The sequence below is a fragment of the Paenibacillus lactis genome, from assembly GCF_017873605.1.
Classification (GTDB): Bacteria; Bacillota; Bacilli; order Paenibacillales; family Paenibacillaceae; genus Paenibacillus_AQ; species Paenibacillus_AQ lactis.
Map to the genome: position 1 here is coordinate 205,830 of NZ_JAGGKI010000008.1, position 23,707 is coordinate 229,536.

The window sequence follows — 23,707 nt, forward strand, 5'->3', positions numbered from 1 at the left end:
GAGGAGAATCAAATGGAAAAGGTGAAAATCAGCCCATTTCAATTCTTCTCGATATTGGTTCTGTTTCAGTTCGGCACGACGCTCGTCGTAAATTTGGGACTTGAGGCAGGCCGGGATGCATGGATAGCCGTGCTCATCGGAACGGTGATCGGCATGCTGATCTTCTCCTTGAATGCGTATTTGTACACGGCATTTCCCGACAAACTGCCAGTGGAGTATTATCGATTATTGCTCGGGAAATATGTCGGCAGCCTTGTAGGACTAGTCTATGCCGTCCTTTATATGTTCACAGCGGCTCGAGATCTCGTAGACGGGGGACTGCTGGTCATGGCGTCCGCCGCGTTGAGGGAAACGCCGCTTCTGATCGTGAATCTGCTCATGATCATGGCGGTGGCCTATGTGCTGCATCAAGGCTTGGAGGTGCTGGCACGGACGGCTACCATCTTTTTGGCGATTATGTTTATGATCGGGGTGTTCAGCGGGATCGTGATTCTATTTTCCGGGATCATTGACCTACAGCTCCTGCTACCTGTCATGGGTGAAGGATTCCAGCCGATTCTAGAATCGGTGCTAAAGAAAAACATTCATTTTCCGTTTGGCGAGCTTATCTGTGCGACGGCCATCTTTCCGGCGGTTAACCATACCAAAAATGGGGTGAAAGCAGGACTGCTGGCGATATTGGTTACCGGCGTCATCCTGGCTCACGTGTCGTTGATCACGATTTCAGTACTGGGAGCGGATATTACCGAACGGGCGGTATTTCCGCTTTTGACCATGATGGGGAAGGTAGAGATTTCGGAATTTATCGAGCGGACGCAAATTCTGATCGTGATGGTTCTGATCATCGGCGTGTTCTTTAAAATCAGCCTATATTATTATGCAGCATTGATCAGTTCCTCCATATTGTTCAAAATCCCGTATCGTAAATTAATTTATCCCTATGCACTGGTCATACTCGGCCTCTCCATTATCCTTGCCCGCTCTTACAGCGAGCATCTAATGAAAGGGGGAGCCTACCTGTATACGGTGTTCCCGTTCTATTCCATCGGTTTACCGCTCCTGCTCGTGATCATATGTCTGATCCGCAAAGCCATCCTCGGAAGGCGTTCCGGTTCTGCACCCGGCCCGGGTTCGGGACCCGCTTCCGGTTCCTGAATCCGATTCCCCAGACGCTCTAGGGGGGCTCGTTTCATGCTTCCTCTTGCGGAAGCTGCGATAAAGATCCGGAATAACCAGCAGAGCTAGCAAGAGGATCACGGTGATTCTCTCAACGGGAGAGAAGAGCGTGAAACGCCAGTTAATGATAAAGTTGTACCACGGAAAGCCGAAGAGGATGTCCGTAAGGATCGTTATGGTCAAGCATAATACCGCGGTTAATAACATGATCGAATATTTTTTCAGGAGCATGCAATTCACCTTGCCTTTCGTCTTAGGGGGTTAATCGGATTGGCGCCTTTTATAACCCCGTCCTGTTATAGTATGGAGGGGAGGGAGGTTAAAAATACCGAAGCGGGAGAGCGGGTCATGCGGTACGCCATCATGATGCATACCATGCTTTCGACATTTTTTTTAAAAAATGCTTGCTTTTTAACTTTAGTCGTTATATACTCTTAATTACGGTGATCACAACGAGTTGATAACCCAAACACATGCGGTCGTGGCGGAATTGGCAGACGCGCACGGTTCAGGTCCGTGTGGGCTAACCCCCGTGGAGGTTCGAGTCCTCTCGACCGCATCAATGTAACAGCGAATAAGCTCTTGAATTTGTCCTTGCGGCAATTCAAGAGCTTTTTTTGTATATCTGAGTTTTCCGCAGCTCGTATCATCGGTTGAAAGCGTGATGAGGGTTGTACGAAAATAAGAAACAGCTCCCTTCGGAGCTGTTCTCATGCGCTGAGTATCCCACAATTCAATAAGTGGGGGTTGCATCTGCAATAAGTTTGTCTGCCGGCACCGTGCACTTAAGCGCCTTGATAGGGATACGTTTCATCCATTACTGTCTTTGGAATGCTACCTTTAGGCCCAGTCCAATGTAGATTGCTCCAACGAATTTGCCGCTCCACTGGCTTAGGCGCCTGATCCATGGCGTCCGTTTAACCACTCTTCCAAGCGTGGAGACACTTAATACAATCGTGGTTGTATACAATATGCTTAGAATCACAAAAATCAATCCCAGGACTAAGAACTGCCCGACCGCTTCACCGCGTTCGTGATGAATAAATTGAGGCAGGAATGCCAGAAAGAAGAGGGCCGTCTTCGGATTAAGAAGCTCAGCAACAGTTGCCGAGACGTAGGATTTCAGGGAGCCTGCCGATTCAACCTGGGGCATTTGCGGTTCGGAGGGCTTGCTTAGGATTGCGCGAATCCCTAGGTATAGCAAGTAGGCTGCGCCTGCAAATTTAACAACATTGAAGGCAAGTGCCGAAGTCATCAATATTGCGGATAGACCTACCGTTGCAAATAAGGTATGAAGGAAATCCCCGGTAGCGATACCGAGCCCAGCCATAATGCCTCCTCTTCGCCCGTTCTGAACGGTACGGGTAATGGTGAGGAGAACGGCGGGTCCTGGAATCAAAAATAGACCAAGAACAACGATGATGTACGTCATAAGAGTCGGAAAATCGAGCATTTGCATTCCCCCTTTATGGTCCTAAAGCGATGGGTCTGTCGTTACTCAAACCATCCTGTCCCTATATTAGAGTCAGATGATTCAAATGGCAAGCAGGTGAATCGATAATTATGCTGCTCTTAGAACCTCCCGGATAAACGTTTTTTCCTGTTCCGTTTTATGGGGTGTTGCCATTATACTTATAGTAATTGAATGGTCTTGGAGCTGGCGTTATGTTATCGCCGTTCCATCATGGATAGATTGACAGCAGGGGGAATTTGACCGGGAAGGGGGAGTGGTCGAAATGGCAAACGTACGAAACCGGTTCGGCACATGGTTGCTGATGGTCGTCTTGCTGTCCGTGACAGCCGGTTGTGAGGCGCCCGATTCCGGGAGCAGCGTTGTCGCTCCTGCTCCCGTATCGCTTACGCAGAACCATGACGGGAAGCGGAGCGATTCGGACGGATCGGCATCCGGCGGGAAATCCTCGAAGACGGATCAGTCCGAGGGGAACCCATCAGAACCTGCCGGCCAGGGTTCAAGTGGCGAAGCGGATGGAAAGAGCAAAGACGAAGTGGATCTCACGGATGTTACGGCCATGTGGCTTATCAATCACCAAGCCGGATGGATTGGGGGAGACGGATGGATTGCCTTCAGTGATGACGGCGGAACCGATTGGGAGGTGCAGGCTTATCCCGAGGAGACGGTTCGCCAAATCTTTGCCTTGAACGCAAACCACGTATGGGCCGTCATGGAGAACAATGATTTATATCAGTCGACGGACGGGGGACAGGTCTGGAACAAGATCGGCAGGACGCCGAATGGGGGATTTCTTCATTTCGTATCGCCGGACACGGGGTTCAGCGGATCGGCGAGAACGGAAGACGGGGGGAAAACGTGGGGAGAATCCGAGGGTCCGGATACGACCCGGAAACCGGAAGATTTGCGGGAGCCGTTGATTGGCTGGCGGCTTCAGAATGACCAGCAGGATCTTCACGGTCATGGCGAATGGCTGTAACATAGAAGAAGATCAGGCGGCATGGAAGAAATCCACACCAACGTAAAACAAGCAGGCACGGGCAAGAGGTAGCTCTCTTATCCGGTCTGCTTGTTTGCTTTATATTTTTGCTCCTGCGGTTGTTTCAACCGGGCGCTTCCCTCAGGGCAGCTCCTTAAACAGGATTCGGCAGCCGAGCCATATGCCTCCTGCAATGCCGAGAATACCGCCGGCGGCTACGCTGCCGACCAGATCGTAGGAGTGCCATCCCAGCAAAAAACCGATGCCGCTGCCGAACGTCGTTCCTGCCAGCAGACCCAGCGCAGCACCGTTCTTCTGATTTAAGCTCATGCCAGACCATCACCTCAACGAACAATATTCCCAGTTAACGCGAAGAACATGCCGGCAAGAAGAAAAAAAGCCCGGCGAGCCTTAATCCGGGTAAGGTCGCGCAGAGCAGTTGATGAAGAGGTTATGAGTTCATTTCGTTCTTGCTTTACGAATGTTTGTTCAGGATGCAGTCTGCAAACAGGACCGATTTTGGAATGCGGAAAAATTGTTCCGCTTTCTCCTGAAATGCTGCCGATGGAACCGTTCCTTGATGCAGCCATTTGCGGAATGTGCCGGGATGCACGCCGATCCAGCGGCTCACATCGCTTACCGACAAATCGTGCACCATGCATAGGCCTGTCAGGATCCGGTTACTGACCGGCGAGCGTGTCAACGTCCGCTTCATAAAGCGCGACGGTGCAGGCTGGCAGATCAGCGGGGACTGCTCCAGCAGCTCCTCCCGGAACAGAATATGACGGGGATACCCGAGGTAACTGCAGGCTTTCTCCAGATTTTGCTTTCCGGGTACGCGTCCCTCATATACCCAAGCACTGACGCTGCGCGAGGAAACTCCCAATTCTTCGGCAAGCTGAGACAGTTTGATGTCATTGGCCATTAGAATGGCAAGGAGGACGCGGTTGCGAATTTGGCAGCGGGTCGGCCTCCGAAAGCGCTTGACTCGCACGCCTTTCCCCAAATATTTCCGATTGATCAGGGACCACGCCTCAATGGAGTGTTTTTCTTGCTGCAATGGTGTAGGCATAATTCCTCCGATTTTTTTTAACACAATACTACAATATTCGACACTAACTTTTCAATAGCCAACGTCTAAACATTTGTTTCCATTTCGTTGTTGCATAATCAACGCGTACTGCGACAGACCTGTGAAAGAAGTGCTTGCCGTACCCAGAAACACGCCGCTGGAGTATGAATCCGGCAACGTTAAAGTGATGATGTCTCGTCGACTCAACGAATATCAAATGATCTGTATCTCGTAGGGTGTACAGTTGGCTACAAAGCTTAAATGTTTCATTAGACTTGTCTATGCCTAACAAAAAAAACTGCCGCCGGCCGGTTCTATTCGCAATTTGGTTCAATAATCCGGATGATCCGGGCCGGCTGCCGATGGCTGCTGGGAATGGATGCGGAACTCGCTTGGTGCGATGCCGGTCCACCGCTTGAATTGGCGGCTGAAATGCGCATTGGTCTTATACCCCAGCATCATCGCAATATGGTCAATGCTTAGGTCTGTTTGCTTCAACAGCCGCTGGGCCTCATTCAGGAGGGTTTCGGATAGAAACTTGCGCGGTGCTCTGCCGTATACCTGCCGAAAAATCCGATTAACCTGCGACGGACTAAGGTTCAGCGACTTGGCGATGCCTTGGATCCAGGTTCGCTCGGTCTCCTGAATTTCACCGTGAAGATGAATATATCTTACGGAGTCCTCGATTTGCTCGGCGATCTGACGCGCGATGGATTCTTTTCTGGATAAGGTGACGGATGTGGTCTGAGACAGCTGTCCGACCAGGGAGCCGAGCAGTTCGAATACGGCGGCATGGACCCTCATCTGTTTGGAGGCCGGCAGCGGGCTGGATAAGTGCTCTGTGGCCAGATTGTACAGCGTAGACAGAGAAGAAGACAGTCCCTGGGCTAAAGCCGAATCTGCCGGATAATAAATGTCCTTGCAGCGGTTGAGTTCTCTGCAAAAGGATGTATCGTGAACGCTGAAATGAACGGAGAAGTAAGTGAAACCCTGCGGACCGGCACACGTGCAGGAATGTGTCATGCCGGGGCGAATGAACAACAAGTCTCCAACGGACTGCTTGTACAGCTGTCCATTGACCACCATATTCATCTCGCCGTCCATCATCCAATGAATTTCGTACATGGAATGCTCGTGGGACGGATAAGTCCAGCGGGAATCCACTTTTCTTGCATGCAGCCCCAATAATTGAAAAGACATGCGAACATCGGGCAGACGACCTAAATACGCGGCTTCGGAAAGCTTGGTCACAGCAAACCTCCTCGGTATGTCCTGTATTCCCGTAACGGTTAGACTCATCTTAACAGAAAAATTATGCGTGAAAAGGGTAAATCGTCGTAGAGATTAGCGCATCGTCATGGGCGATCGGTGGTGCTATGGTAGTAATATCAACCCGATGGGGAAGAAATGGGGGCAAGCCTGAATGAGAATTATTCGATTTCTGGACGGACAACGGAAGCGGCTGGCAGCCGTTACGGATGATGAAACAGCCTATCGTCTGCCGCAGCCGGATTTTATGACTTTGATCCATCAAGCCAGGGAGCGCGGGATCTCTCCTGTTCAATTGGTTGAAAGCGCTTTTAGTCCGACAAGTGAGCTGGCTGGTGATTGGACTTCTCTGCATCTTGTCACGCCACTGGACGCGCCGGAAGTATGGGCGGCGGGTGTTACGTATCAACGAAGCCGCGAAGCACGAAATTATGAAGCTACGGATGGAAGACTGGATGCGGAGACATTTTACGATAAAGTCTATGACGCTGAGCGGCCGGAAATCTTTTTCAAATCCACGGCCGCCCGCACCATCGGACCGAACGAGGCCGTCACGCTGCGCAGCGATTCCACATGGCAGATTCCAGAGCCTGAGTTGGGACTAGTCCTTGCCGCTGATGGAAGTATAGTGGGATACATCGTGGGTAATGACATGAGCTGCCGCGATATTGAAGGGGAGAACCCGCTGTATTTGCCGCAAGCAAAAATATGGCGCAATTCCTGCTCCATCGGACCGGCCATCCGGCTTGCGGAAACGGTGCAGAATCCATATGCATTCAGCATCGTCTGCGAGATTTACCGCGAGGGGCGCATGGTCGTGAAGAGCCAAACAAGTACAAGTGAATTAAACCGAAAGCTGGATGAACTGGTCTCGTTCTTGGCAAAGGACAACGATTTATTCGATGGTACGGTGCTTTTGACAGGCACAAGCATTGTGCCGCCTAATGATTTTACGCTTGAGCCCGGAGACCGGATTGAAATTTCGATCAGCAGTATCGGTACGCTGGTGAACCCTGTTTTATCAAATTAGTTTTTAATAAGGAGGGCGTATTCCCATGACGGCATTTCAAAGAGAGCAAGTATACAGGAACTATATCAACGGAGAATGGGTGAAGGCTGCGTCCGGAGAAACCGAACCCAGCATCAATCCGGCAAACCGGAAAGAGGTAGTCGGTTATGTACCGGTTTCCGGTATAGAGGATCTGAACCGTGCTGTCGCAGCGGCCAAAGCAGCAGGCCGAGCCTGGCGGCGATTAACCGGCGCGGAACGCGGCAATGTTCTCTACAAGGCAGCTAATGTGTTGGAACGCCGGGCCGATGAGGTCGCCGAGGCGTTGACGAGGGAAATGGGCAAAACGCTTGCAGAAGCTAAGGGAGAGACGATGCGCGGCGTCGCGATCCTAAGGTATTACGCCGGCGAAGGGATGCGAAAAATAGGCGATGTCATTCCTTCGACGGACAGCGAAGCGCTGATGTTTACGACCCGTGTACCGCTTGGCGTCGTGGGCGTCATTGCCCCATGGAATTTTCCCGTAGCGATTCCGATTTGGAAGACGGCCCCGGCTTTGATATACGGCAATACCGTTGTGTTAAAGCCGGCGCAGGAAACGGCGGTCACGGCAGCCAAAATCATGGAATGCTTTGAGGAGGCGGGAATTCCGGCAGGCGTTCTCAATCTTGTATGCGGCAGAGGTTCGGTGATCGGATCTGCGCTTGCCGAGCATCCGGATGTCAACGGGATAACGTTCACAGGTTCCAACGAAGTCGGAAAACGGGTCGGCGCCGCCGCTTTGGGGCGGGGAGCCAAGTATCAGCTTGAAATGGGCGGCAAAAATCCGATCATTATCGCGGCAGATGCGGACCTGGACTTGGCAGTCGAGGCCACCATCAGCGGCGGCTTGAAATCCACAGGCCAAAAATGCACCGCCACCAGCCGGGTCATTGTGGAGCGGAAAGTATATGAAGCCTTTAAAGAAAAGCTCCTGTCGCAAATCCGGGAGATCCGGTTGGGGGACGGCATGTCTTCCGAAAGCTGGATGGGACCGTGCGCGAACGAAGGACAGCTCGAAACGGTGCTGAACTATATTCAGAAAGGGCAGGATGAAGGCGCCGTGCTGCTGACCGGCGGAAAAAGAGCGGACGGTCCAGGGCTTGAAGAAGGGTTTTATGTCCAGCCAACCGTATTTGAGGGGGTCGAACCGCACATGTCCATAGCCCGGGAAGAAATCTTCGGCCCTGTGCTTGCATTGATCGCTGTGGATTCCCTGGAGGAAGCCATAGAGACGGCCAATGACAGCGACTTTGGTTTGAGTGCCTCCATCTATACGCAAAATGTCGGCGCAATGCTGTTTTTCATCCGGGATATGGATGCCGGATTGGTCAGGATCAATGCGGAAACGGCCGGCGTAGAGCTGCAGGCTCCATTCGGCGGAATGAAAATGTCGAGCTCGCATTCCAGGGAACAGGGGCAAGCGGCCATCGAGTTTTTCACATCCATCAAAACGGTTTTCGTTAAGTCTTAGGCGGCGGGAGGGTGCCATGCACGAACAGATTATGTCGATAATGGGGGAGAAAGACTCAAGCTGTTTCGATATTATGGCGTATGCTCCCGGGGCGGCGGGACGGCTGCCTTTAACGGATGACTTGCTGCGGAACGCTCCGAGCGGCGACTTGTTCGGCATGTCCCAGAATGTCGGGATGGGCTGGAAGCCCGGGGAGTTGAACGGAAAACAGTTTCTGATCCTGAGCACGCAGGGCGGAATTCGCAACGAGGACGGCAGTCCTGCCGCCCTCGGTTACCATACGGGCCACTGGGAGGTCGGCCTGCTCATGAAGGCCGCGGCGGAAGAGATATCGGGCCGCGGTGGAATTCCGTTTGCCGGGTATGTCAGCGACCCTTGTGACGGCCGATCCCAGGGAACGACAGGCATGTTTGATTCCCTTCCATACCGGAACGATGCTGCCATGGTGTTCCGCAGACTGATTCGCTCCTTGCCGACGCGCAAAGGGGTGATCGGCGTCGCCACTTGCGACAAAGGTCTGCCGGCGATGATGCTTGCGCTTGCGGGCATGCCACAGCTGCCGGGTGTGATCGTTCCCGGGGGCGTCACCCTTCCGCCTGTCGATGGAGAGGACGCCGGCAAAATTCAGACGATCGGCGCACGGTACGTCAGCGGCGAGCTCTCCCTGGAAGCGGCGGCGGAGCTCGGCTGCCGGGCATGCGCTACACCGGGAGGAGGCTGCCAGTTTCTAGGCACGGCGGCAACGGCCCAGGTCGTCGCCGAGGCGATGGGCATGACGGTGCCGCATGCCGCGCTTGCACCATCCGGGCAGCCGATCTGGATCGAAATGGCTCGGCAATCCTCACGCGCACTCATGGTCATGGAGTCCAAAGGGCTGAGAATGGCGGACATTGTCACCGATGCGGCGATTCGCAATGCGATGGCCGTTCATGCCGCATTCGGCGGCTCTACCAATCTGCTGCTCCACATTCCCGCCATTGCCCATGCAGCCGGTTTAACCGTGCCTGCGGTGCAGGACTGGATTCAGGTCAACAAGCATGTGCCGAGACTGGTCAGCGCCCTGCCGAACGGCCCGATCTTCCACCCGACCATTCGGGTGTTTCAGGCCGGAGGAGTGCCTGAAGTGATGCTTCACCTCAGGCAGCTTGGCATACTGGATGAGTCCGTGCTTACCGTAACAGGTACGACGCTGGGCGAGGTGCTCGACTGGTGGGAATCGTCGGAACGCCGTCATCTGCTGCGGAAGCAGCTGAAAGAGAAGGACGGGGTTGATCCGGATAGTGTCATTATGAGCGCGGAGTATTCGCGGCGTCTTGGCATTACCTCTACCGTAACGTTTCCGACCGGGAATATCGCTCCGGAAGGCTCTGTGATCAAATCCACATCGATCGACCCTTCGGTACTGGATGACCATGGCGTGTATCGTCACAGAGGCAGAGCCAAAGTATTTACAACCGAACGCGAAGCGATCCGTGCGATTAAGTCCGGCGGAGTTCTGGCAGGCGACGTCGTCGTACTTCTCGGGCGGGGTCCGTCAGGGACCGGGATGGAGGAGACTTACCAGCTTACGTCTGCGCTGAAGCATCTGTCTTTCGGCAAATACGTGTCGCTCATTACCGATGCCCGGTTTTCCGGTGTTTCCACCGGGGCATGCATTGGCCATGTTGGCCCCGAAGCGCTGGCAGGCGGGCCAATCGGCAAGCTTCGGAACGGTGACTTGATTGATATCGTCGTGGATCGCAACACGCTGGAAGGCAGCATAAATTTTGTCGGTGAAGGGGAAGTCGAGGTTTCGCCGGAGGAAGGCGCTCTCATCCTGGCACAGAGGCCTTTCCATCCCGATATGCGGCCGGATGAAGCTCTGCCGGATGACACCAGGCTGTGGGCTGCGCTGCAGTCCGTCAGCGGAGGGACATGGAGAGGAAATGTGTACGACGTGGAACGGATCATAACCGCTCTGGAAGCCGGCAAAAAAGTACTGGGCTGGCACTGAAACAATCACTTTTTGTACAATCATCATTTTCATGCCGGAGGTTGCTTAAATGAATATGATCACGAACCCCATTCTTCGCGGTTTTCATCCCGATCCGTCCATATGCCGGGCAGGGGAAGATTATTATATCGCCACATCCACCTTCGAATGGTTCCCGGGCGTACGGATTCACCATTCCCGGGACCTGGTTCATTGGAAGCCGATACAATCTCCGCTGACCCGGACATCGCAGCTGCATATGGAAGGCAACATCGATTCCGGAGGTGTATGGGCTCCCTGCCTCAGCTATGACAACGGCGTGTTTTACCTGATTTACACAGATGTCAAAAGCCGGGTCGGCGCTTTTAAAGATACCCATAATTACCTTGTGACGGCGACGAATATCGAAGGCCCGTGGTCTGAGCCGGTGTATTTGAACAGCAGCGGGTTCGATCCTTCCTTATTTCATGATGAGGACGGACGCAAGTGGCTGGTCAATATGATTTGGGATCACCGTAAAGGAAAGAACCGGTTCTCGGGCATCGTGCTCCAGGAATTTTCCGTTCAGGAACACAAACTGACCGGGCCCGCCGTTAACATATTCAAGGGCACGGAATTAGGGCTGACGGAAGCACCGCATCTGTACAAATATAAGGGGTATTATTATCTGCTCACGGCTGAAGGGGGAACCGGTTATGAACATGCGGTGACGGTAGCGCGATCCCGTACGTTACAAGGGCCCTATGAGGTCGATCCTGCCAACCCGATCCTTACTTCATACGGCAGGCCGGATTTAAAGCTGCAGAAGGCCGGTCACGGCAGCCTCGTCGAGACGCACACCGGCGAATGGTACATGGCCCATCTGGTCGGCCGGCCTGTCAATGGACAGTTTTGCACACTTGGCCGTGAGACGGCTTTGCAGCAGTGCACGTGGAGCGAGGACGGCTGGCTGCGGCTTGCGAGCGGTGACCGATATCCCGAGGTTCAGGTGCCTGCACCAAAAATCAAGCCGCATCCTTTTGAACCGGCACCGGAGATGGACCACTTTGATCAACCCATGCTCCGGAGCGATTGGAATACGCTTCGTATTCCGCCGGATCCGACGTGGCTGAGCCTTACGGAACGTCCCGGTTACTTGCGCCTGCGCGGCATGGAGTCGATGAGCTCGACGCACAGGCAGAGCATGGTCGCCCGAAGACTGCAGGCTTTTGCGTGTGAAGCCGAAACTTGTCTGGAGTTTGCACCGGACCATCCGCAGCAAATGGCAGGGCTGATTCTGTATTACGACACGAAAGACTATCTTTATTTACGGGTAACTTATCATGAAGAAAAAGGACAGTGCCTGGGAATCATTCAGTCCAGATACGGGGTTTACGATGAGCTGCTGGAGGATATTCCGCTGAAATCGGTGAACGGAATCCGGTTAAAGGTTGTGGTTGATCATGACCGTGCCTGCTTCTACTATGCGTTACAGGATGATCCGTCCTGGTATCCCGCAGGCGGATGGTTCGATATCACGCATCTGTCCGATGAATCTCCTGAATATATCCGGTTTACGGGAACCTACATCGGTCTTTGTGTGCAGGATCTTGGCGGGACCCGGAAACACGCTGATTTTGATTACTTTGTATACAAAGAGACGAACAGCACGACGATTTAAGCCGATACTGATATGCCCCCCAATATGACATGGCTTTTCAGATTGATGGAAGAAAAAAAGAGTTCCTCGCCTCTTGTCTAGCAGTTTTGACAAGAAGGCGGGGAAGGTTTGTCCGTTCGCCCATATTATTCGATTTCGATTTGAAAAACGACCGGTACCGAACTTTTGACGGTTACGGTTTGTATCGATAAGGCTTCATCGTTTCGGTCCCATGTCGGCTTCTCATCGAACCCGAGCACACGAATATCCCGGATGATGCCATGATAGTGGGGGGAACGCTCTTTCAGCGAGCGGATGCGGACGATGCCATCCTCAGGATAAGCCAAAACCGTTGCATACAGATAACATCCTTTCATTGTGAAACGGATATCTTCGCTTGTGAAGTCTGTGGCCGTTCCGTCCGTGAATTGACCTTCTTTAATTTCCGTCGGCCCTTCACCGAATGTTTTCCAAAACGTTGTCCCGTATATCGCTTCTCCGTTGACCTGCAGCCAATCTCCGATGGCAATGAGAATATCTCGGTCCTCGGCGGGGATCGTTCCATCTGCTTTGGGCCCAATATTGAGCAACAAACTGCCGTTTTTGCTCACGATATCAACCAGATTCTGAATGATTTCGACTGGCGATTTGTATTCATTATCGGGCGTATAGCACCAGGAGTTCCTCGCAACGGCTGTATCGGTTTGCCAAAAGTACGGCTTCAGTTCCGCAAATTGGCCTCTCTCTACATCAGGGACGGCCGTGCCAAACATATAAGCGTCGTGCTTGTAATTGATGGCAACCGGGTATCCCCATTCGTCGCCCTTATTATAATAATAGGCTGCGAATTTCTTCAGGTACGGTTTAAAAGCGCTGGTCTGAATCCACCAGTCGAAATAAAAAACTTTAGGGCGGAAACGGTCGACCAGCTCGCAGCACCGGAGCAGCCAGTCCTCCAAAAATTCATGACTCGGAGGCGAGCCTGCCAGATCTTGATGATCCGGCTCCGGCATTGAAGGCCAATAGAAGTCGCCACGTGCAAGCGGTTCCCGGATATCCGAATCGAAATCCTTGCCGTGAGACAAGAAGAACCAATGCTCCGCACGGTGAGAAGAGACGCACAGCTCCAGTCCCTGGCGTTCGAAAGCGGTTTTCATTTCAGCGAGAAGATCCCGGCCTGGCCCCATCTCATAGGCGTTAAACCGGGAGAGTCCGCTTTTGTACATTTGGAAACCATCATGATGTTCGGCAACGGGCATTACATATCTGGCCCCGCTGCGTCTGAATAAATCGGCCCATTCTTCCGCGTCAAACCGCTCAGCCTTGAACATCGGAATGAAATCCTTGTACCCGAACTGTTTGTGTTCTCCGTAAGTAGCAATATGATGCTCATATTCCTCTGAATTTTGAATGTACATATTGCGTGGATACCACTCGTTTTTAAAAGCGGGTACGGAGTATACACCCCAGTGGATGAAGATACCGAATTTGGCATCTCTGTACCATTCGGGAACACGAAATGCTCCAAGAGATCCCCAATCGTCTTTGAATCGCCCTCTCGCAATCGTCCCGTCGATCACTTGCAAATATTCATTTCTATCCATGAAGTACAATCCTCCTTTTCGGTTCATGTTCTCTTATGATAGCGCTATCGTAGAAAGGAAAGAATGGATAATACTCATCTCATCGTGGATTTTATTAACCTGTTACGGCCGGAGAAATCCATTTATATTAGGATCATTCCATGTGGTTCAACAGCGTCAAAACGGTGGGTTGACTATGCCTACAACGAGGGCATATAGCCGACAGTGGCTTTGGCGGGGACTGGCTCAGGCGGGGGCGGCAGGCGTATGGATTGCCCAATGTCGGCCGGTGAGGCCAGGCTGCGGCTTCGAACCACTGCATGAGAGCGATTTCCTTTTCCGCACGAACGGGGTATGATAGAAGTGGGAATTTTACATAGCGAAGAGATGGAGGAACCAATCGTGATTAAACATATTGTGTTTTTTAAATTAAAGGAGCCAACAGCCGAAAATATTGAACGGACGGTACAAGTGCTGCGTGATATGGAAGGGAAAATACCGATGCTGAGATCGATCGAGGCCGGTGCCGATGTCATCCGTTCGGAGCGCTCGTACGATCTGGCTCTCATCGTTGAAGTCGATTCGCTTGAGGATCTGCAGGCTTACGCGGTTCATCCGGTCCATCAGGAAGTGATCCGCTACATTAATACCGTCAAGGATCATACGCTCAGCGTTGACTTTGAAGTGTAGCCCGTTGTTTGATAATCATTTAACAGCTCTGGAGGAGATTGACCGTGTATTATGTAAATCAGGAACAAATTGAACGGCGGCTTGAGGCTATTCCCGAGATTGCGGAGGGACTCAGGAAAGCAGCGCAGTCATGGGACGGCGGACTTGTGCTGGGAATGATGCAGGAACGGGCCCTTCATCTGGCGATCGAGGTCGTGACCGATGTCGGAAGCTATCTGATCGACGGCTTTATTATGCGGGATGCAAGCAGCTACGAGGATATTATGGATATCGTCCACGAGGAGAAGGTCTTTCCTCAAGACGTGCACGCCGTGCTGCTGGAGCTGGTTAGGCTCCGCAAGCCGCTGGTTCAGGAATATTACGATTGGGACAGGCATTCGCTGCATCCGTTAACGGCGAAGCTGCCGGATGCTTTGGAGCGGTTCGCGGCGCATGTTCGCGAGTATTTGAAGAATGAGCTTTAAGCGAGGAAAAGGATTCTAACCGTGCAGCACGGCTTGGCGACGCATTTGTAAAACATCCGGTCCGGGATATCCCGGGCCTTTTTCGTGTTAGACAGGTCCTCTTCATAACCTCCCGAGAAAAATGTAAAAAGCTGTGTCAATACAAGCCCATCCTGCTTATAATGCATCAAGCGACTAGGCATTCGCCCGGTCGGATGAAAGGAGGAGTTCCCTATGACGGAGTGGAGCGCGCTTGCGGCTGCTGTTGGAATTATGATCGTTGCCGGCGCAGCGATCGTGATGATGCTGTCCCTTCGCAAGCTGCTGCAGCATACGGAAGCCGTTCTTGCCAAGCTGGAGCAGGATAGCTCGCAGCTGGCGCAGGAAGCCTCGCAAGTGTTGAAGCAGGCCTCCGTATCGATGGAGATGGTACAGCGGCAGCTGGCAGCGGGCGAAGCCTTAACTGCTTCGCTGAACGATGCAGCTTCGGCCATTGCCAAGACGGCGGATGCCGTTCATGCCGTAGGGAAGAAGGCTTCGATAACGGCGATTGAGCATCTGGAACGGGCGCGCCTCGATAATGAAAGGCATATCGGGGAGATGTTTCGATGGATTGATGCCGGCATGACCTTATGGCACTCATGGAGCAGATACTCTTCCGCCAAATCCGGCGAGGGGCAGGCCAAATAGAAGGGATGGGATTGTATGAACGATAAGAGCAAAGGACTCCTGTGGGGCGTATTGATCGGCAGCGTTGCAGGCTCCGTGACGGCGCTTCTTCTCGCACCGAAATCCGGAAAAGAGCTTCGGGGCGATATTGCCGAAGGCGCCCGCGGCATCGGGAGCAAGGTGCAGGAGGCAGCCGAGAAGGTTGGGGAGCAGGGCTTGAATCTGGTCGGCATTATGACCGATCGCGCTGAAAACGTGATCTCTGACATTCAGGCATGGCGCGGCCGGAAAGAATCCTGGCTGGAGGAGGAAGACATCGTTCAAGTGTCGTCTTTCAGCGATGATGAGGCTGAGGAGGAAGAGCAGTTTATCAGCTTCATTCCGGAGTCCAAAGATCCGCAAGCATAATCGCTGCGAGGTTCGCGGCCACCATATCGAACATAGGCGAAAGCCGGGACTGCTATAGATGCGGGCCCGGCTTTTACTATGCGCATTTCGCAGCAGGAAGAAGGAATTTGGTCAGCGTTAACGTTGAAAATCCGAGCAAGCTAGTAAGCGTAGCTTTCAGATCGGCGAATTGGCGTCAAGGGGATTTAGGAGGCTTTCCGCGAGTGTCATCCATAGTTCATCTGTGGTCTTCCAGCGCTTGTCTAATCCTGGCGCACCTTGTTGAAGATAGGGGGGAATTGGGGTAAGATTTAGGTACATTTCGAACCGAAATGACATATGGTATCACGTAAACCATGAATATGATGAGAAGGAAGCGGTGGGTTCGTGCAGCAAGCAATCGCAATACTAGACTCAGGTGTGGGTGGGCTGACCGTCGCTAAGGAAGTGATGAGACAGCTCCCGAGAGAGAAGATTATTTATTTCGGAGATACTGCCCGCGCACCCTACGGACCCCGTACACCGGAAGAAGTCCGTTTATTTACGGAACAGATTGTAGATTATCTAATCCAATATGATCCCAAAATGATTGTCATCGCCTGCAATACGGCTACGGCGGCGGCGCTCGATTATATTTCATCCAAGGTGCCGGTGCCTGTCATCGGTGTCATTCATCCGGGCGCGCGAGCCGCGATCAGTGCAACGAAAACCGGCCGTGTCGGTGTGATCGGCACCGTCGGGACGATCGGAAGCGGAGCATATACGGCGGCTCTGAAGCAGCTGTCCCCCTATGTGGAGGTTGAGAGCCGGGCTTGCCCGGATCTCGTTCCGCTGGTGGAACACGGATTATTCCGATCCAAAGATTCGCTGCAGGTTGTCGAAGAATCACTGAATGGAATGAAAGACTCATCCATTGATTGTCTGATCCTTGGCTGTACGCATTATCCATTCCTGATGGATCCCATCCAGACCGTTATGGGGCAGGATGTGAAGCTAATCAGTTCGGCTGACGAGACGGCGCGCGAGGTCAGCACGATTCTGTACGACAAGGGACAGCTCGCCAGCAATGACGAGAGTCCGGTCCATCAGTTTTTTTGCACCGGAGATCCGGTGATCTTCCAGAGCATCGCTAAGGAATGGCTGGGGGATCATATTAAGCGGACGCCGGTGGTATGGCAGATTACGAAGCTATAATTCACGAATCATCATCGAGCGAAAAGGACGAAAGGAGCGGGCCGGCAGGGAAGAAATCCCTGCCGGCCCGTTTTGTGACCTGCCCCTAACGGTGTATGGGATAGGGATCGCGTATGGTTAACGAGTCCGGCGGATCAAGCGTCCGTATCATCCGCCGGTTCAAAGGCACATGATGGACAAACCGCAAATCATATATATGGAGTGGACGATAATCGAAGCGGCTCTGGCCGCGGAAAGGAATCCACTATGCAGCAGTATGTCGTTCAGAAAGGCGATACTTTAAGACGCGTCGCGGCACGCAACGGCCTGGCGCTGGAACAGCTGTTAACGGCGAATCCATGGGCGGCCCAGCAGCCTTATTTGAAAAAGGGGCAATTGTTGTATCTCCCTTCCTCATTGCGCCGGAGGTACATCATTCAAGAGGGGGACACGCTGGAGCGCATCGGCGCTGCCTTCCGGTTATCCGTAGGCGCTTTGATCGACCTGAATCCCGGGTTAACGGATCACAGCCTGCCTCCTGGCAAGACAATGGTTCTGCCGGCTCCGTCATCCGGGCATCTGATCAGGCTGGCGGGCGAGTACGGCCCGAATGAGCTTGAGCGCGATATTCAAGAAATGCGCATAAGGTACCCGGCCCTAAAGTGGACGGTGATCGGCACAAGCGTTCTCGGCAAACCGATCCATGCCGCTTCCATCGGCGTCGGCCCGAAGGCGCTTCATATGAATGCGGCCCTGCATGCCAATGAATGGATTACCGCCCCGTGCCTGTTGCGGTTTGCAGAGGATTACGCCAAGGCGCTGTCCGGAAGCACGCGCATTTATGGAGGGGACCCGGAAGCATGGTATACGGAATATACGCTATGGATCGTGCCCATGGCGAATCCGGACGGCGTGGAGCTGGTGCAGGAGGGGGTAACCCCGGACCATCCTTATTACGACCGGCTGCTTGATTGGAATTATGGACGTGAGGATTTTCGCCGCTGGAAGGCCAACATCCGCGGAGTCGACCTCGGCGATCAGTTTCCCGCGCACTGGGAAGAAGAGGTGGAGCGCAGAGGGAAAACGGGGCCATGCCCGCAGGATTATGCCGGGACCGCTCCGCTGTGTGAGCCGGAGGCTAGAGCCTTATACGAGCATACCCTGGACATATCCCCTGTAAGGGCGGTTTCCCTGCACAGCCAGGGGAAGGAGATCTATTGGAATTACAGGGATTATGAGCCGCCTGAGACCGAAGACTGGGCAAGGATTTTGGGCAAGGCAGCGGGCTACCGCCCGGTCAAGCTGCAGGGCAGCGATGCCGGGTATAAAGATTGGTTCATTCAGCATTACCGGAGACCCGGCTTTACCGTTGAGATCGGTTTTGGCGTAAATCCGCTCCCGCTGGAGGATTTTGAAGATTTATGCGTTGAGGCAGGCTCCATTGCCGCCGCGTTCATGTCACTGAAATAACGTTGGGATTTGAAACGGAAGCGATGCCGAGCTCGTATATCCTTTAGGAGCAGCCGCTGCATGGAATCTCCTGCAGCGGTCTTGTTATTTTTCGCCACGGCTTATGGCTTAAGACCCGGCCAAACGGAAGGCTGAGGAACATTGTATAGAATAAACCGTCTTATAGACCGGAAGGCTGTAATTTGAAGATTGGGTAATGATAATCATAACTGCGGCTCGAATGGAGGGATAGCATCATGAAATGGAGAAGATTATGGTCGCTGCGGCGCTGGTCGCATGTATTTCAGCGTATTTTCGGTTATATCGCCTCCTCCGAGGTTTCACTGCCGGACAAGCTCTTGTTTCTGGTTCCGGTCATACTCTACTGGGTGCTCCCGGATCTGATGCCTCTGCTGCCGATCGACGATATCGGCTTTACGATGCTGCTGATGAACTGGTTCGTTTCGCGCGTCGAACGAAAGTATCCCCAATTGCTGCAGGACAAGCAGCGGCGAACGGTGAAATAAGGCTGCTTAAGCTTTGCATATCCAGAGGAAATGGCCTGGTCCTACCGTACGGGAGGGAATTGCCTCATTACCCTGCTCTTGCGCATATTCCTCACTATGGTCTACAATAAACTATTGAATGCATCATCTTAGAGGAGATGAACGAATAGTGAAATGTAAAATCACCCGCAATGCGGCCAAGGTTATAAAGCGTGAAATGGCGAAGGAAGAGAATGCAGGAAAGCTGCTTCGGGTTATCGTGACCCATGCGCACGGCGATCATGCCCACTACGGGCTTGATTTCGATACGCCGAAGGAGAACGACGAAGTGGTTGCGACCGATAAAGAGATTGATGTGATTCTGGAAAAGGGGCAGCCGTTCCTTGATGGCGTCAAGATTGATTATCTCTACTTTCCACAGGAAGGCTTCGAAATCACGAATCCGTCCAAAGGCAATCACGGCGACCACTAGGTTGCTGCAGTAAAGAAGGTATGAAACATGGCAAATGATATAAGAGTCTGCGAGAAATGCAAGCATACGAGACTGAAGACCCTTATCCCGAAAATCAAGAAAATGGCGCCTGACGCCGAGATCAAAATTGGATGCAAATCTTACTGCGGACCGTGCGGCAAACGTGCATTCATTTATATCAACGGCCGATATGTCAGCGCGCCGACGGAGGATGAAGTGCTCGCCAAGGCGCAGCCGTTCATCAAGTAGATTCCAGGCGAGCATAATTTGACGGCTTCACCCTGATAATTCCCTTATGAAGGGTATAGTTCCTGCCTTGTCCATCCATGCTAAGAAGGCAACAGGAACCTGAACTTCAGAAGGGAGCAACCAACATGAACAGCCACGATTCCAGTCTTCATTCCAACAATCCCAGCAATAGCGCTCTGGATTCCGTAGAAAAGCTGCACCGTGCCGTATCCTCGGCAATGTCGCATCCTACGGAGCAGCTGATCCGGCAGGCTGAGAATTCCCTCTCCCACACGGAGCGGGCGGTTTCTCAGGTGATGGAGCAGGGAAGTCCGAACGCCGTAGAATTGGCGGAAGAGCTGTTAGGCGAGGAGAAGGAACGTCTGTCCAAGCTTCGTTCAAGCAAGAAATAGGTATGAATCCTGTGCAAGCCCGCTATTCGAGCATTAAAGCTCTATAGCGGGCTTTTTTGTAGTGTGCGGCCCAATCATCCGGCCCGTTTAGCGATGCGTACCCGATCGGCCGACATCCAGGTCATTTTCCACAAAATAAAGCCCCTGTATCCACTTGGCTGCCCAAATGGACGAACAGGAGCTATTGATCAAGGTTTTGAGATTGCAGAAGAACTCGAAGCTTTAAATTGACGGAGCAAATCATACATGATCACCTGATCCGACACCTGCAGCATTTCCTGCGTTTCCTCATATCCCTGGCTGCAGGCCTGAATATCGGTCGGCTGACGGCTAGCCAGATCATAGCAGGTGCCGCCCTGAAGTCCGGCGGCCTCGGATGGCAGATAGAACACCTTCCCGTCGGAAAATGCCCCGGTACGCAGCGGAATCAGCCGCTCTTCGTCTCCGAATAGATGCCCGCCGATCCAATAAGGGTCTGCCGCTATCCCAAGCAGGTGGAGAATCGAAGGCGCCACATTCATCATGCCGGAGGGTTCCGGATACACGCCCGCACTGCCGCCGTCCGGCAAATGAATGAGGAGCGGTACTTGATTCATGATCTGCTCCATATCGAGCGGACTTAGCTCGCGTCCCAAAAATTTCTCGTAGTCCTCTTTTTCCTTAATGGAGTTGTCATGGTCCCCATAGATTAACAGGATGGTGTTATCCCACAGCCCCTGCTCCTTCATCTGCTCGACGAGCTCGCCGAACGCAGCGTCAACGTAATGAACCGACTGAAGATAATCCCCCAGCATCGATCCCTCGAGTCCGCCGATGTCCAGCTTGCGTTCCGCTTCGGGGAGATGATACGGATGATGGCTTGACAGGGTGATAAGAAACGAATAGAACGGCTGCTTGATATTCTTCATATAATCGAGCGACTGGTCGAATAAGGCTTTATCGCTCAGGGACCAGCCCAGCACATCGTTCATCACGAAATCTTTCTTGCTGTAAAAATGGTCGTATTTCATCTCGCGGTACATCGTCGTCCGGTTCCAGAAGCTTGCATCATAGGAGTGAAAGACGTTGGCGGAATAGCCCTGGTCCTTCAATATTTCCGGAAGGGTATCGAAATCACGGTCCGCGTAGCGGGTAAATACGGAGCCCGTCGGCAGCGGCAGCAGCGAGCTGTGCGTGACGAAGTCGGCGTCGGAGGTCCGTCCCTGTCCGGTCTGATGATAAAAATTGCTGAAATATAAACTCTCCTTCATCAGTTTATTGAGATTCGGCGTAATTTCCTGACCGTTCACGGATTGTCCGATCACGAAGTTCATCAAGGCCTCCTTTTGAACCATGATGACATTGCTGTCTTTATACTTCCCGAACAACCCGCCTGCATTCGGCTGGGTGGACCTCCTGGCCTCAAACCATTCCCGAATCCGCTCGATCTCCGTCCCGGCGAGCTTCGGCTGGCTGATGACATGATCCCGGCTGTAGCGATACAGATCATAGCCATGAAAGCCGATCAATCCGGTAACGTTATACAGCGTAATATTCCACCAGTTGCCTTCGAACAGGCCGACCGCCCACGTATCCGACGCCCGTTTAATGGGAACCAAGGTCATGCCAAGACCCAGGATCAGAGCGAGTGACCCGGATACGAGACGAAGGATAAGCCTTCTTCTTCGCTCCTGCCGAAGCTCCCCTGCAAACGATAGTCCGCGTGCCGCCCCGGATCCTTTTTTACGCAGCAGCATGATGACAGTGAACGGGATCATGACCAGCCAATCGATAACAAAGAACAGATCTCCCGCGTCTGTCAGGGACCGGATGCTGTCGCCCAGCGAGCTGACCTGACCGGCTTGAAGCAGCACCGGCACCGTTATGAAATCGTCGAAATAGCGGTAGTATACGAGGTCTGCATAGAGGATGCCGGTCCACAGCATGTTTAACAGCGTCAAGGAGACGAGCCTTGCCTTAGGGGGAAGCCACAGGGTCCAGAACGAGACGAGAAGCAGCGAGCCGACCGCAATGACATAGTCCGCCTGATCGAGCTTGATCTGGGTCAGCCGGAGCCTGTCGTCGAACAGAACCAGCTTGTACATCATGAGTATGAGAAAGATCCAAAATGCCGTGAATCTGTAGTGTAAAATACGGGCGACCCGACTTCGCAGGCCACGCCTGGCGTGAAATGATAGCAATGTTAGATTCCCTCCTTCTAGCATCGGGAGTTCCCCGATTCGAGCCGGTGTTATCGATGATTACATTTATAACATAAATGAGGCGCAAACTCATATGTCCCCCAAGAGGATGCAAGCTCTCGAAAGAGCAAAAAGCCGCCCTGCAGGCGGCTCTGGCGTGATAGGCGTGATATAAAGCCTTGCTCCAGCTTTACGATTGTTCAGGCGCAGGTTTACGCGGAGGTAACGGGCCTAAGTACTGATAGTACTGGCATTCGATCCGGCCGTTATACAGCTTGCGCCGCTTGTCCGCCTTGCGGCCGAAATAATGCTCGAACTGCTTGGTCGGGCTGAGCGCGAAGAAGGACCATGTCGGCAGCGCCCCGGTCATCGTGCCCAATTGGCGGATCAGCCGCTCTACCTCCGGCTTATCGCTCAAGCGCTCGCCATACGGAGGGTTCGTGATGATGCAGCCGAATTCTCCTTCAGGCAGCGCTTTGGCGGCAGGGAGAATCTTAAAGTCGATCTCGCCGGCAAGTCCGGCGCTTTTGGCTGCCGCCTTGGCCACTTCGATCGCCTTCGGATCGATATCGCTTCCCGCGATGTGAAGCGGGATGTCGTCGGTTACGGCATCGAACGCTTCTTCTCGCGCCTCCTCCCACAGCTTATCCCCGATGATACCCCAGTGCTCGGAAGGGAACGAGCGGCGCAGACCCGGCGCGATATTCCAAGCTTGCATAGCGGCTTCAATCAATATGGTACCGGAGCCGCAGCACGGATCATACAGCGGACGGTGGGGACCCCAGCGGCTGATCTGCAGGAGGGCGGACGCCATCGTTTCCTTCAGGGGCGCCTCGGTCACGAGCTTGCGGTATCCGCGTTTATGCAGAGCCGGTCCCGTCGTATCGAGCGTTAATAAAGCGCGGTCTTTCAGCAGCGACACTTCGATGACGTACCGGGGACCGTCTTCGGGAAACCACTCGGTACGATGCGACAGCTTTAGCTTCTCCACGATCGCCTTCTTGACGATCCCTTGGCAGGCGGGAACGCTGCTCAGCTGGGATTTATGGGAGCGTCCTTCGACCGGGAATTCCCCGCGCGCGGGAATCCACTGCTCCCAAGGGAGCGCTTTGGTTCCCTCAAAGAGCTCGTCAAAGGTCATCGCTTTGAACTCGCCCATTTTCACCAAAATGCGGTCGGATGTCCGAAGCCACAGATTGCAGCGGCAAATATCGATCAGGTCGCCGGAGAAGGTCACTCTTCCGTTCTCTACTTCCATATCGGTATATCCGAGCTCCTTCAGTTCCCGGGCGACAATAGCTTCAAGGCCCATAGGGGCGGTTGCGATCAATTGTAATCGAGGCATTAACGGTGTCAACTCCATTTAACATGTGTACGGCGCTTCACGCCGCCGGTTCAATCTTTATAGTATAGG

The 23,707-nt window shown here is 53.1% G+C and carries 24 protein-coding genes and 1 tRNA gene; 17 read left to right on the plus strand and 8 right to left on the minus strand.

Features of this window, described 5'->3' with window-relative positions; translation table 11 throughout:
* Window positions 1-12 precede the first annotated feature (12 nt).
* Entirely contained in the window at window positions 13-1,155 is a 1,143-nt protein-coding gene (locus J2Z18_RS16555) for a GerAB/ArcD/ProY family transporter (RefSeq protein WP_210095040.1), read from the plus strand.
* On the opposite strand, the gene J2Z18_RS31130 is transcribed toward J2Z18_RS16555, so the two are convergent.
* Entirely contained in the window at window positions 1,051-1,407 is a 357-nt protein-coding gene (locus tag J2Z18_RS31130) for a YczF family membrane protein (RefSeq protein WP_489727776.1), read from the minus strand. The genes J2Z18_RS16555 and J2Z18_RS31130 overlap by 105 nt on opposite strands.
* A gap of 244 nt (window positions 1,408-1,651) precedes the next feature.
* On the opposite strand from J2Z18_RS31130, the gene J2Z18_RS16560 reads away from it, so the two are divergent.
* Window positions 1,652-1,735 (plus strand) — tRNA-Leu (locus J2Z18_RS16560).
* A 258-nt stretch (window positions 1,736-1,993) separates the two neighbouring features.
* Here J2Z18_RS16560 and J2Z18_RS16565 read toward each other — a convergent pair.
* The gene (locus tag J2Z18_RS16565; protein ID WP_007127648.1) at window positions 1,994-2,629 is read right to left on the minus strand and encodes a LysE family translocator; all 636 of its coding nucleotides are present in this window, start codon (window positions 2,627-2,629) and stop codon (window positions 1,994-1,996) included.
* Window positions 2,630-2,912: 283 nt separating this feature from the next.
* On the opposite strand from J2Z18_RS16565, the gene J2Z18_RS16570 reads away from it, so the two are divergent.
* The gene (locus tag J2Z18_RS16570; protein WP_210095041.1) at window positions 2,913-3,626 is read left to right on the plus strand and encodes a WD40/YVTN/BNR-like repeat-containing protein; all 714 of its coding nucleotides are present in this window, start codon (window positions 2,913-2,915) and stop codon (window positions 3,624-3,626) included.
* A gap of 141 nt (window positions 3,627-3,767) precedes the next feature.
* Here J2Z18_RS16570 and J2Z18_RS16575 read toward each other — a convergent pair whose 3' ends face one another.
* The 3 genes from J2Z18_RS16575 to J2Z18_RS16585 all read right to left on the minus strand — a co-directional run bounded on the left by J2Z18_RS16575 (window position 3,768) and on the right by J2Z18_RS16585 (window position 5,949).
* Complete coding sequence (locus J2Z18_RS16575; RefSeq protein WP_007127650.1) at window positions 3,768-3,956, minus strand: hypothetical protein; 189 nt, start codon at window positions 3,954-3,956, stop codon at window positions 3,768-3,770.
* A gap of 145 nt (window positions 3,957-4,101) precedes the next feature.
* A complete protein-coding gene (locus J2Z18_RS16580; protein ID WP_007127651.1) occupies window positions 4,102-4,698 on the minus strand; it encodes a helix-turn-helix domain-containing protein in 597 nt (198 codons plus the stop codon).
* Window positions 4,699-5,028: 330 nt separating this feature from the next.
* Complete coding sequence (locus tag J2Z18_RS16585) at window positions 5,029-5,949, minus strand: AraC family transcriptional regulator (RefSeq protein WP_210095042.1); 921 nt, start codon at window positions 5,947-5,949, stop codon at window positions 5,029-5,031.
* Window positions 5,950-6,121: 172 nt separating this feature from the next.
* On the opposite strand from J2Z18_RS16585, the gene J2Z18_RS16590 reads away from it, so the two are divergent.
* The 4 genes from J2Z18_RS16590 to J2Z18_RS16605 are packed head-to-tail and all read left to right on the plus strand — an operon-like array spanning window position 6,122 to window position 12,121.
* Window positions 6,122-6,997: a fumarylacetoacetate hydrolase family protein gene (locus tag J2Z18_RS16590; RefSeq protein ID WP_210095043.1), complete on the plus strand. Its 876-nt coding sequence runs from the start codon at window positions 6,122-6,124 to the stop codon at window positions 6,995-6,997.
* A gap of 25 nt (window positions 6,998-7,022) precedes the next feature.
* Window positions 7,023-8,489 (plus strand): alpha-ketoglutaric semialdehyde dehydrogenase GucD, encoded by a 1,467-nt coding sequence (gucD, locus tag J2Z18_RS16595; protein ID WP_210095044.1) that lies wholly within the window; start codon window positions 7,023-7,025, stop codon window positions 8,487-8,489.
* Window positions 8,490-8,505: 16 nt separating this feature from the next.
* The gene (locus tag J2Z18_RS16600) at window positions 8,506-10,482 is read left to right on the plus strand and encodes a YjhG/YagF family D-xylonate dehydratase (RefSeq protein ID WP_276824975.1); all 1,977 of its coding nucleotides are present in this window, start codon (window positions 8,506-8,508) and stop codon (window positions 10,480-10,482) included.
* A gap of 49 nt (window positions 10,483-10,531) precedes the next feature.
* Entirely contained in the window at window positions 10,532-12,121 is a 1,590-nt protein-coding gene (locus tag J2Z18_RS16605; protein ID WP_210095045.1) for a glycoside hydrolase family 43 protein, read from the plus strand.
* 125 nt (window positions 12,122-12,246) lie between these two features.
* Here the strand turns inward: J2Z18_RS16605 and J2Z18_RS16610 are convergent, their stop codons facing one another.
* Window positions 12,247-13,704: an alpha-L-fucosidase gene (locus tag J2Z18_RS16610; protein WP_007127666.1), complete on the minus strand. Its 1,458-nt coding sequence runs from the start codon at window positions 13,702-13,704 to the stop codon at window positions 12,247-12,249.
* Window positions 13,705-14,085: 381 nt separating this feature from the next.
* On the opposite strand from J2Z18_RS16610, the gene J2Z18_RS16615 reads away from it, so the two are divergent.
* The 10 genes from J2Z18_RS16615 (at window position 14,086) to J2Z18_RS16660 (ending at window position 20,113) form a co-directional block, all read left to right on the plus strand.
* On the plus strand, window positions 14,086-14,373 hold the full coding sequence (locus tag J2Z18_RS16615; RefSeq protein WP_007127667.1) for a Dabb family protein: 288 nt from the start codon (window positions 14,086-14,088) through the stop codon (window positions 14,371-14,373).
* Window positions 14,374-14,417: 44 nt separating this feature from the next.
* A complete protein-coding gene (locus J2Z18_RS16620; protein ID WP_210095046.1) occupies window positions 14,418-14,837 on the plus strand; it encodes a DUF86 domain-containing protein in 420 nt (139 codons plus the stop codon).
* A gap of 213 nt (window positions 14,838-15,050) precedes the next feature.
* Window positions 15,051-15,506: a DUF948 domain-containing protein gene (locus tag J2Z18_RS16625; RefSeq protein ID WP_007127669.1), complete on the plus strand. Its 456-nt coding sequence runs from the start codon at window positions 15,051-15,053 to the stop codon at window positions 15,504-15,506.
* Window positions 15,507-15,521: 15 nt separating this feature from the next.
* Window positions 15,522-15,893, plus strand: a complete 372-nt coding sequence (locus J2Z18_RS16630; protein WP_007127670.1) for a YtxH domain-containing protein — start codon at window positions 15,522-15,524, stop codon at window positions 15,891-15,893.
* A 366-nt stretch (window positions 15,894-16,259) separates the two neighbouring features.
* The gene (racE, locus tag J2Z18_RS16635; RefSeq protein ID WP_007127671.1) at window positions 16,260-17,066 is read left to right on the plus strand and encodes a glutamate racemase; all 807 of its coding nucleotides are present in this window, start codon (window positions 16,260-16,262) and stop codon (window positions 17,064-17,066) included.
* A gap of 246 nt (window positions 17,067-17,312) precedes the next feature.
* On the plus strand, window positions 17,313-18,515 hold the full coding sequence (locus tag J2Z18_RS16640) for a M14 family zinc carboxypeptidase (RefSeq protein WP_210095047.1): 1,203 nt from the start codon (window positions 17,313-17,315) through the stop codon (window positions 18,513-18,515).
* Between the two features lie 236 nt (window positions 18,516-18,751).
* The gene (locus J2Z18_RS16645; RefSeq protein WP_007127673.1) at window positions 18,752-19,021 is read left to right on the plus strand and encodes a hypothetical protein; all 270 of its coding nucleotides are present in this window, start codon (window positions 18,752-18,754) and stop codon (window positions 19,019-19,021) included.
* A 148-nt stretch (window positions 19,022-19,169) separates the two neighbouring features.
* Window positions 19,170-19,472, plus strand: a complete 303-nt coding sequence (locus J2Z18_RS16650; RefSeq protein WP_007127674.1) for a HesB/IscA family protein — start codon at window positions 19,170-19,172, stop codon at window positions 19,470-19,472.
* A 27-nt stretch (window positions 19,473-19,499) separates the two neighbouring features.
* Window positions 19,500-19,721, plus strand: coding sequence for a YuzB family protein (locus tag J2Z18_RS16655; protein ID WP_210095048.1), 222 nt, complete (start codon window positions 19,500-19,502; stop codon window positions 19,719-19,721).
* A 125-nt stretch (window positions 19,722-19,846) separates the two neighbouring features.
* Window positions 19,847-20,113, plus strand: a complete 267-nt coding sequence (locus J2Z18_RS16660) for a hypothetical protein (RefSeq protein WP_007127676.1) — start codon at window positions 19,847-19,849, stop codon at window positions 20,111-20,113.
* Window positions 20,114-20,301: 188 nt separating this feature from the next.
* On the opposite strand, the gene J2Z18_RS16665 is transcribed toward J2Z18_RS16660, so the two are convergent.
* Both J2Z18_RS16665 and J2Z18_RS16670 read right to left on the minus strand, forming a co-directional pair.
* Window positions 20,302-22,293 carry an LTA synthase family protein gene (locus J2Z18_RS16665; protein ID WP_210095049.1) on the minus strand — a complete coding sequence of 664 codons (1,992 nt, stop codon included), beginning with the start codon at window positions 22,291-22,293 and terminating at the stop codon, window positions 20,302-20,304.
* A 190-nt stretch (window positions 22,294-22,483) separates the two neighbouring features.
* The gene (locus J2Z18_RS16670; protein WP_210095050.1) at window positions 22,484-23,638 is read right to left on the minus strand and encodes a THUMP domain-containing class I SAM-dependent RNA methyltransferase; all 1,155 of its coding nucleotides are present in this window, start codon (window positions 23,636-23,638) and stop codon (window positions 22,484-22,486) included.
* Window positions 23,639-23,707: the final 69 nt, after the last annotated feature.

Coding starts and splice junctions, on each gene's coding strand:
- J2Z18_RS16645 (WP_007127673.1), top strand. CDS start 18,752: ATGAAATGGAGAAGATTATGGTCGCTGCGGCGCTGGTCGCATGTATTT.
- J2Z18_RS16590 (WP_210095043.1), top strand. CDS start 6,122: ATGAGAATTATTCGATTTCTGGACGGACAACGGAAGCGGCTGGCAGCC.
- J2Z18_RS31130 (WP_489727776.1), bottom strand. CDS start 1,407: ATGCTCCTGAAAAAATATTCGATCATGTTATTAACCGCGGTATTATGC.
- J2Z18_RS16605 (WP_210095045.1), top strand. CDS start 10,532: ATGAATATGATCACGAACCCCATTCTTCGCGGTTTTCATCCCGATCCG.
- J2Z18_RS16630 (WP_007127670.1), top strand. CDS start 15,522: ATGAACGATAAGAGCAAAGGACTCCTGTGGGGCGTATTGATCGGCAGC.
- J2Z18_RS16610 (WP_007127666.1), bottom strand. CDS start 13,704: ATGGATAGAAATGAATATTTGCAAGTGATCGACGGGACGATTGCGAGA.
- J2Z18_RS16600 (WP_276824975.1), top strand. CDS start 8,506: ATGCACGAACAGATTATGTCGATAATGGGGGAGAAAGACTCAAGCTGT.
- J2Z18_RS16660 (WP_007127676.1), top strand. CDS start 19,847: ATGAACAGCCACGATTCCAGTCTTCATTCCAACAATCCCAGCAATAGC.
- J2Z18_RS16655 (WP_210095048.1), top strand. CDS start 19,500: ATGGCAAATGATATAAGAGTCTGCGAGAAATGCAAGCATACGAGACTG.
- gucD (WP_210095044.1), top strand. CDS start 7,023: ATGACGGCATTTCAAAGAGAGCAAGTATACAGGAACTATATCAACGGA.
- J2Z18_RS16575 (WP_007127650.1), bottom strand. CDS start 3,956: ATGAGCTTAAATCAGAAGAACGGTGCTGCGCTGGGTCTGCTGGCAGGA.
- J2Z18_RS16565 (WP_007127648.1), bottom strand. CDS start 2,629: ATGCTCGATTTTCCGACTCTTATGACGTACATCATCGTTGTTCTTGGT.
- J2Z18_RS16580 (WP_007127651.1), bottom strand. CDS start 4,698: ATGCCTACACCATTGCAGCAAGAAAAACACTCCATTGAGGCGTGGTCC.
- J2Z18_RS16640 (WP_210095047.1), top strand. CDS start 17,313: ATGCAGCAGTATGTCGTTCAGAAAGGCGATACTTTAAGACGCGTCGCG.
- J2Z18_RS16555 (WP_210095040.1), top strand. CDS start 13: ATGGAAAAGGTGAAAATCAGCCCATTTCAATTCTTCTCGATATTGGTT.
- J2Z18_RS16570 (WP_210095041.1), top strand. CDS start 2,913: ATGGCAAACGTACGAAACCGGTTCGGCACATGGTTGCTGATGGTCGTC.
- J2Z18_RS16670 (WP_210095050.1), bottom strand. CDS start 23,638: ATGCCTCGATTACAATTGATCGCAACCGCCCCTATGGGCCTTGAAGCT.
- J2Z18_RS16625 (WP_007127669.1), top strand. CDS start 15,051: ATGACGGAGTGGAGCGCGCTTGCGGCTGCTGTTGGAATTATGATCGTT.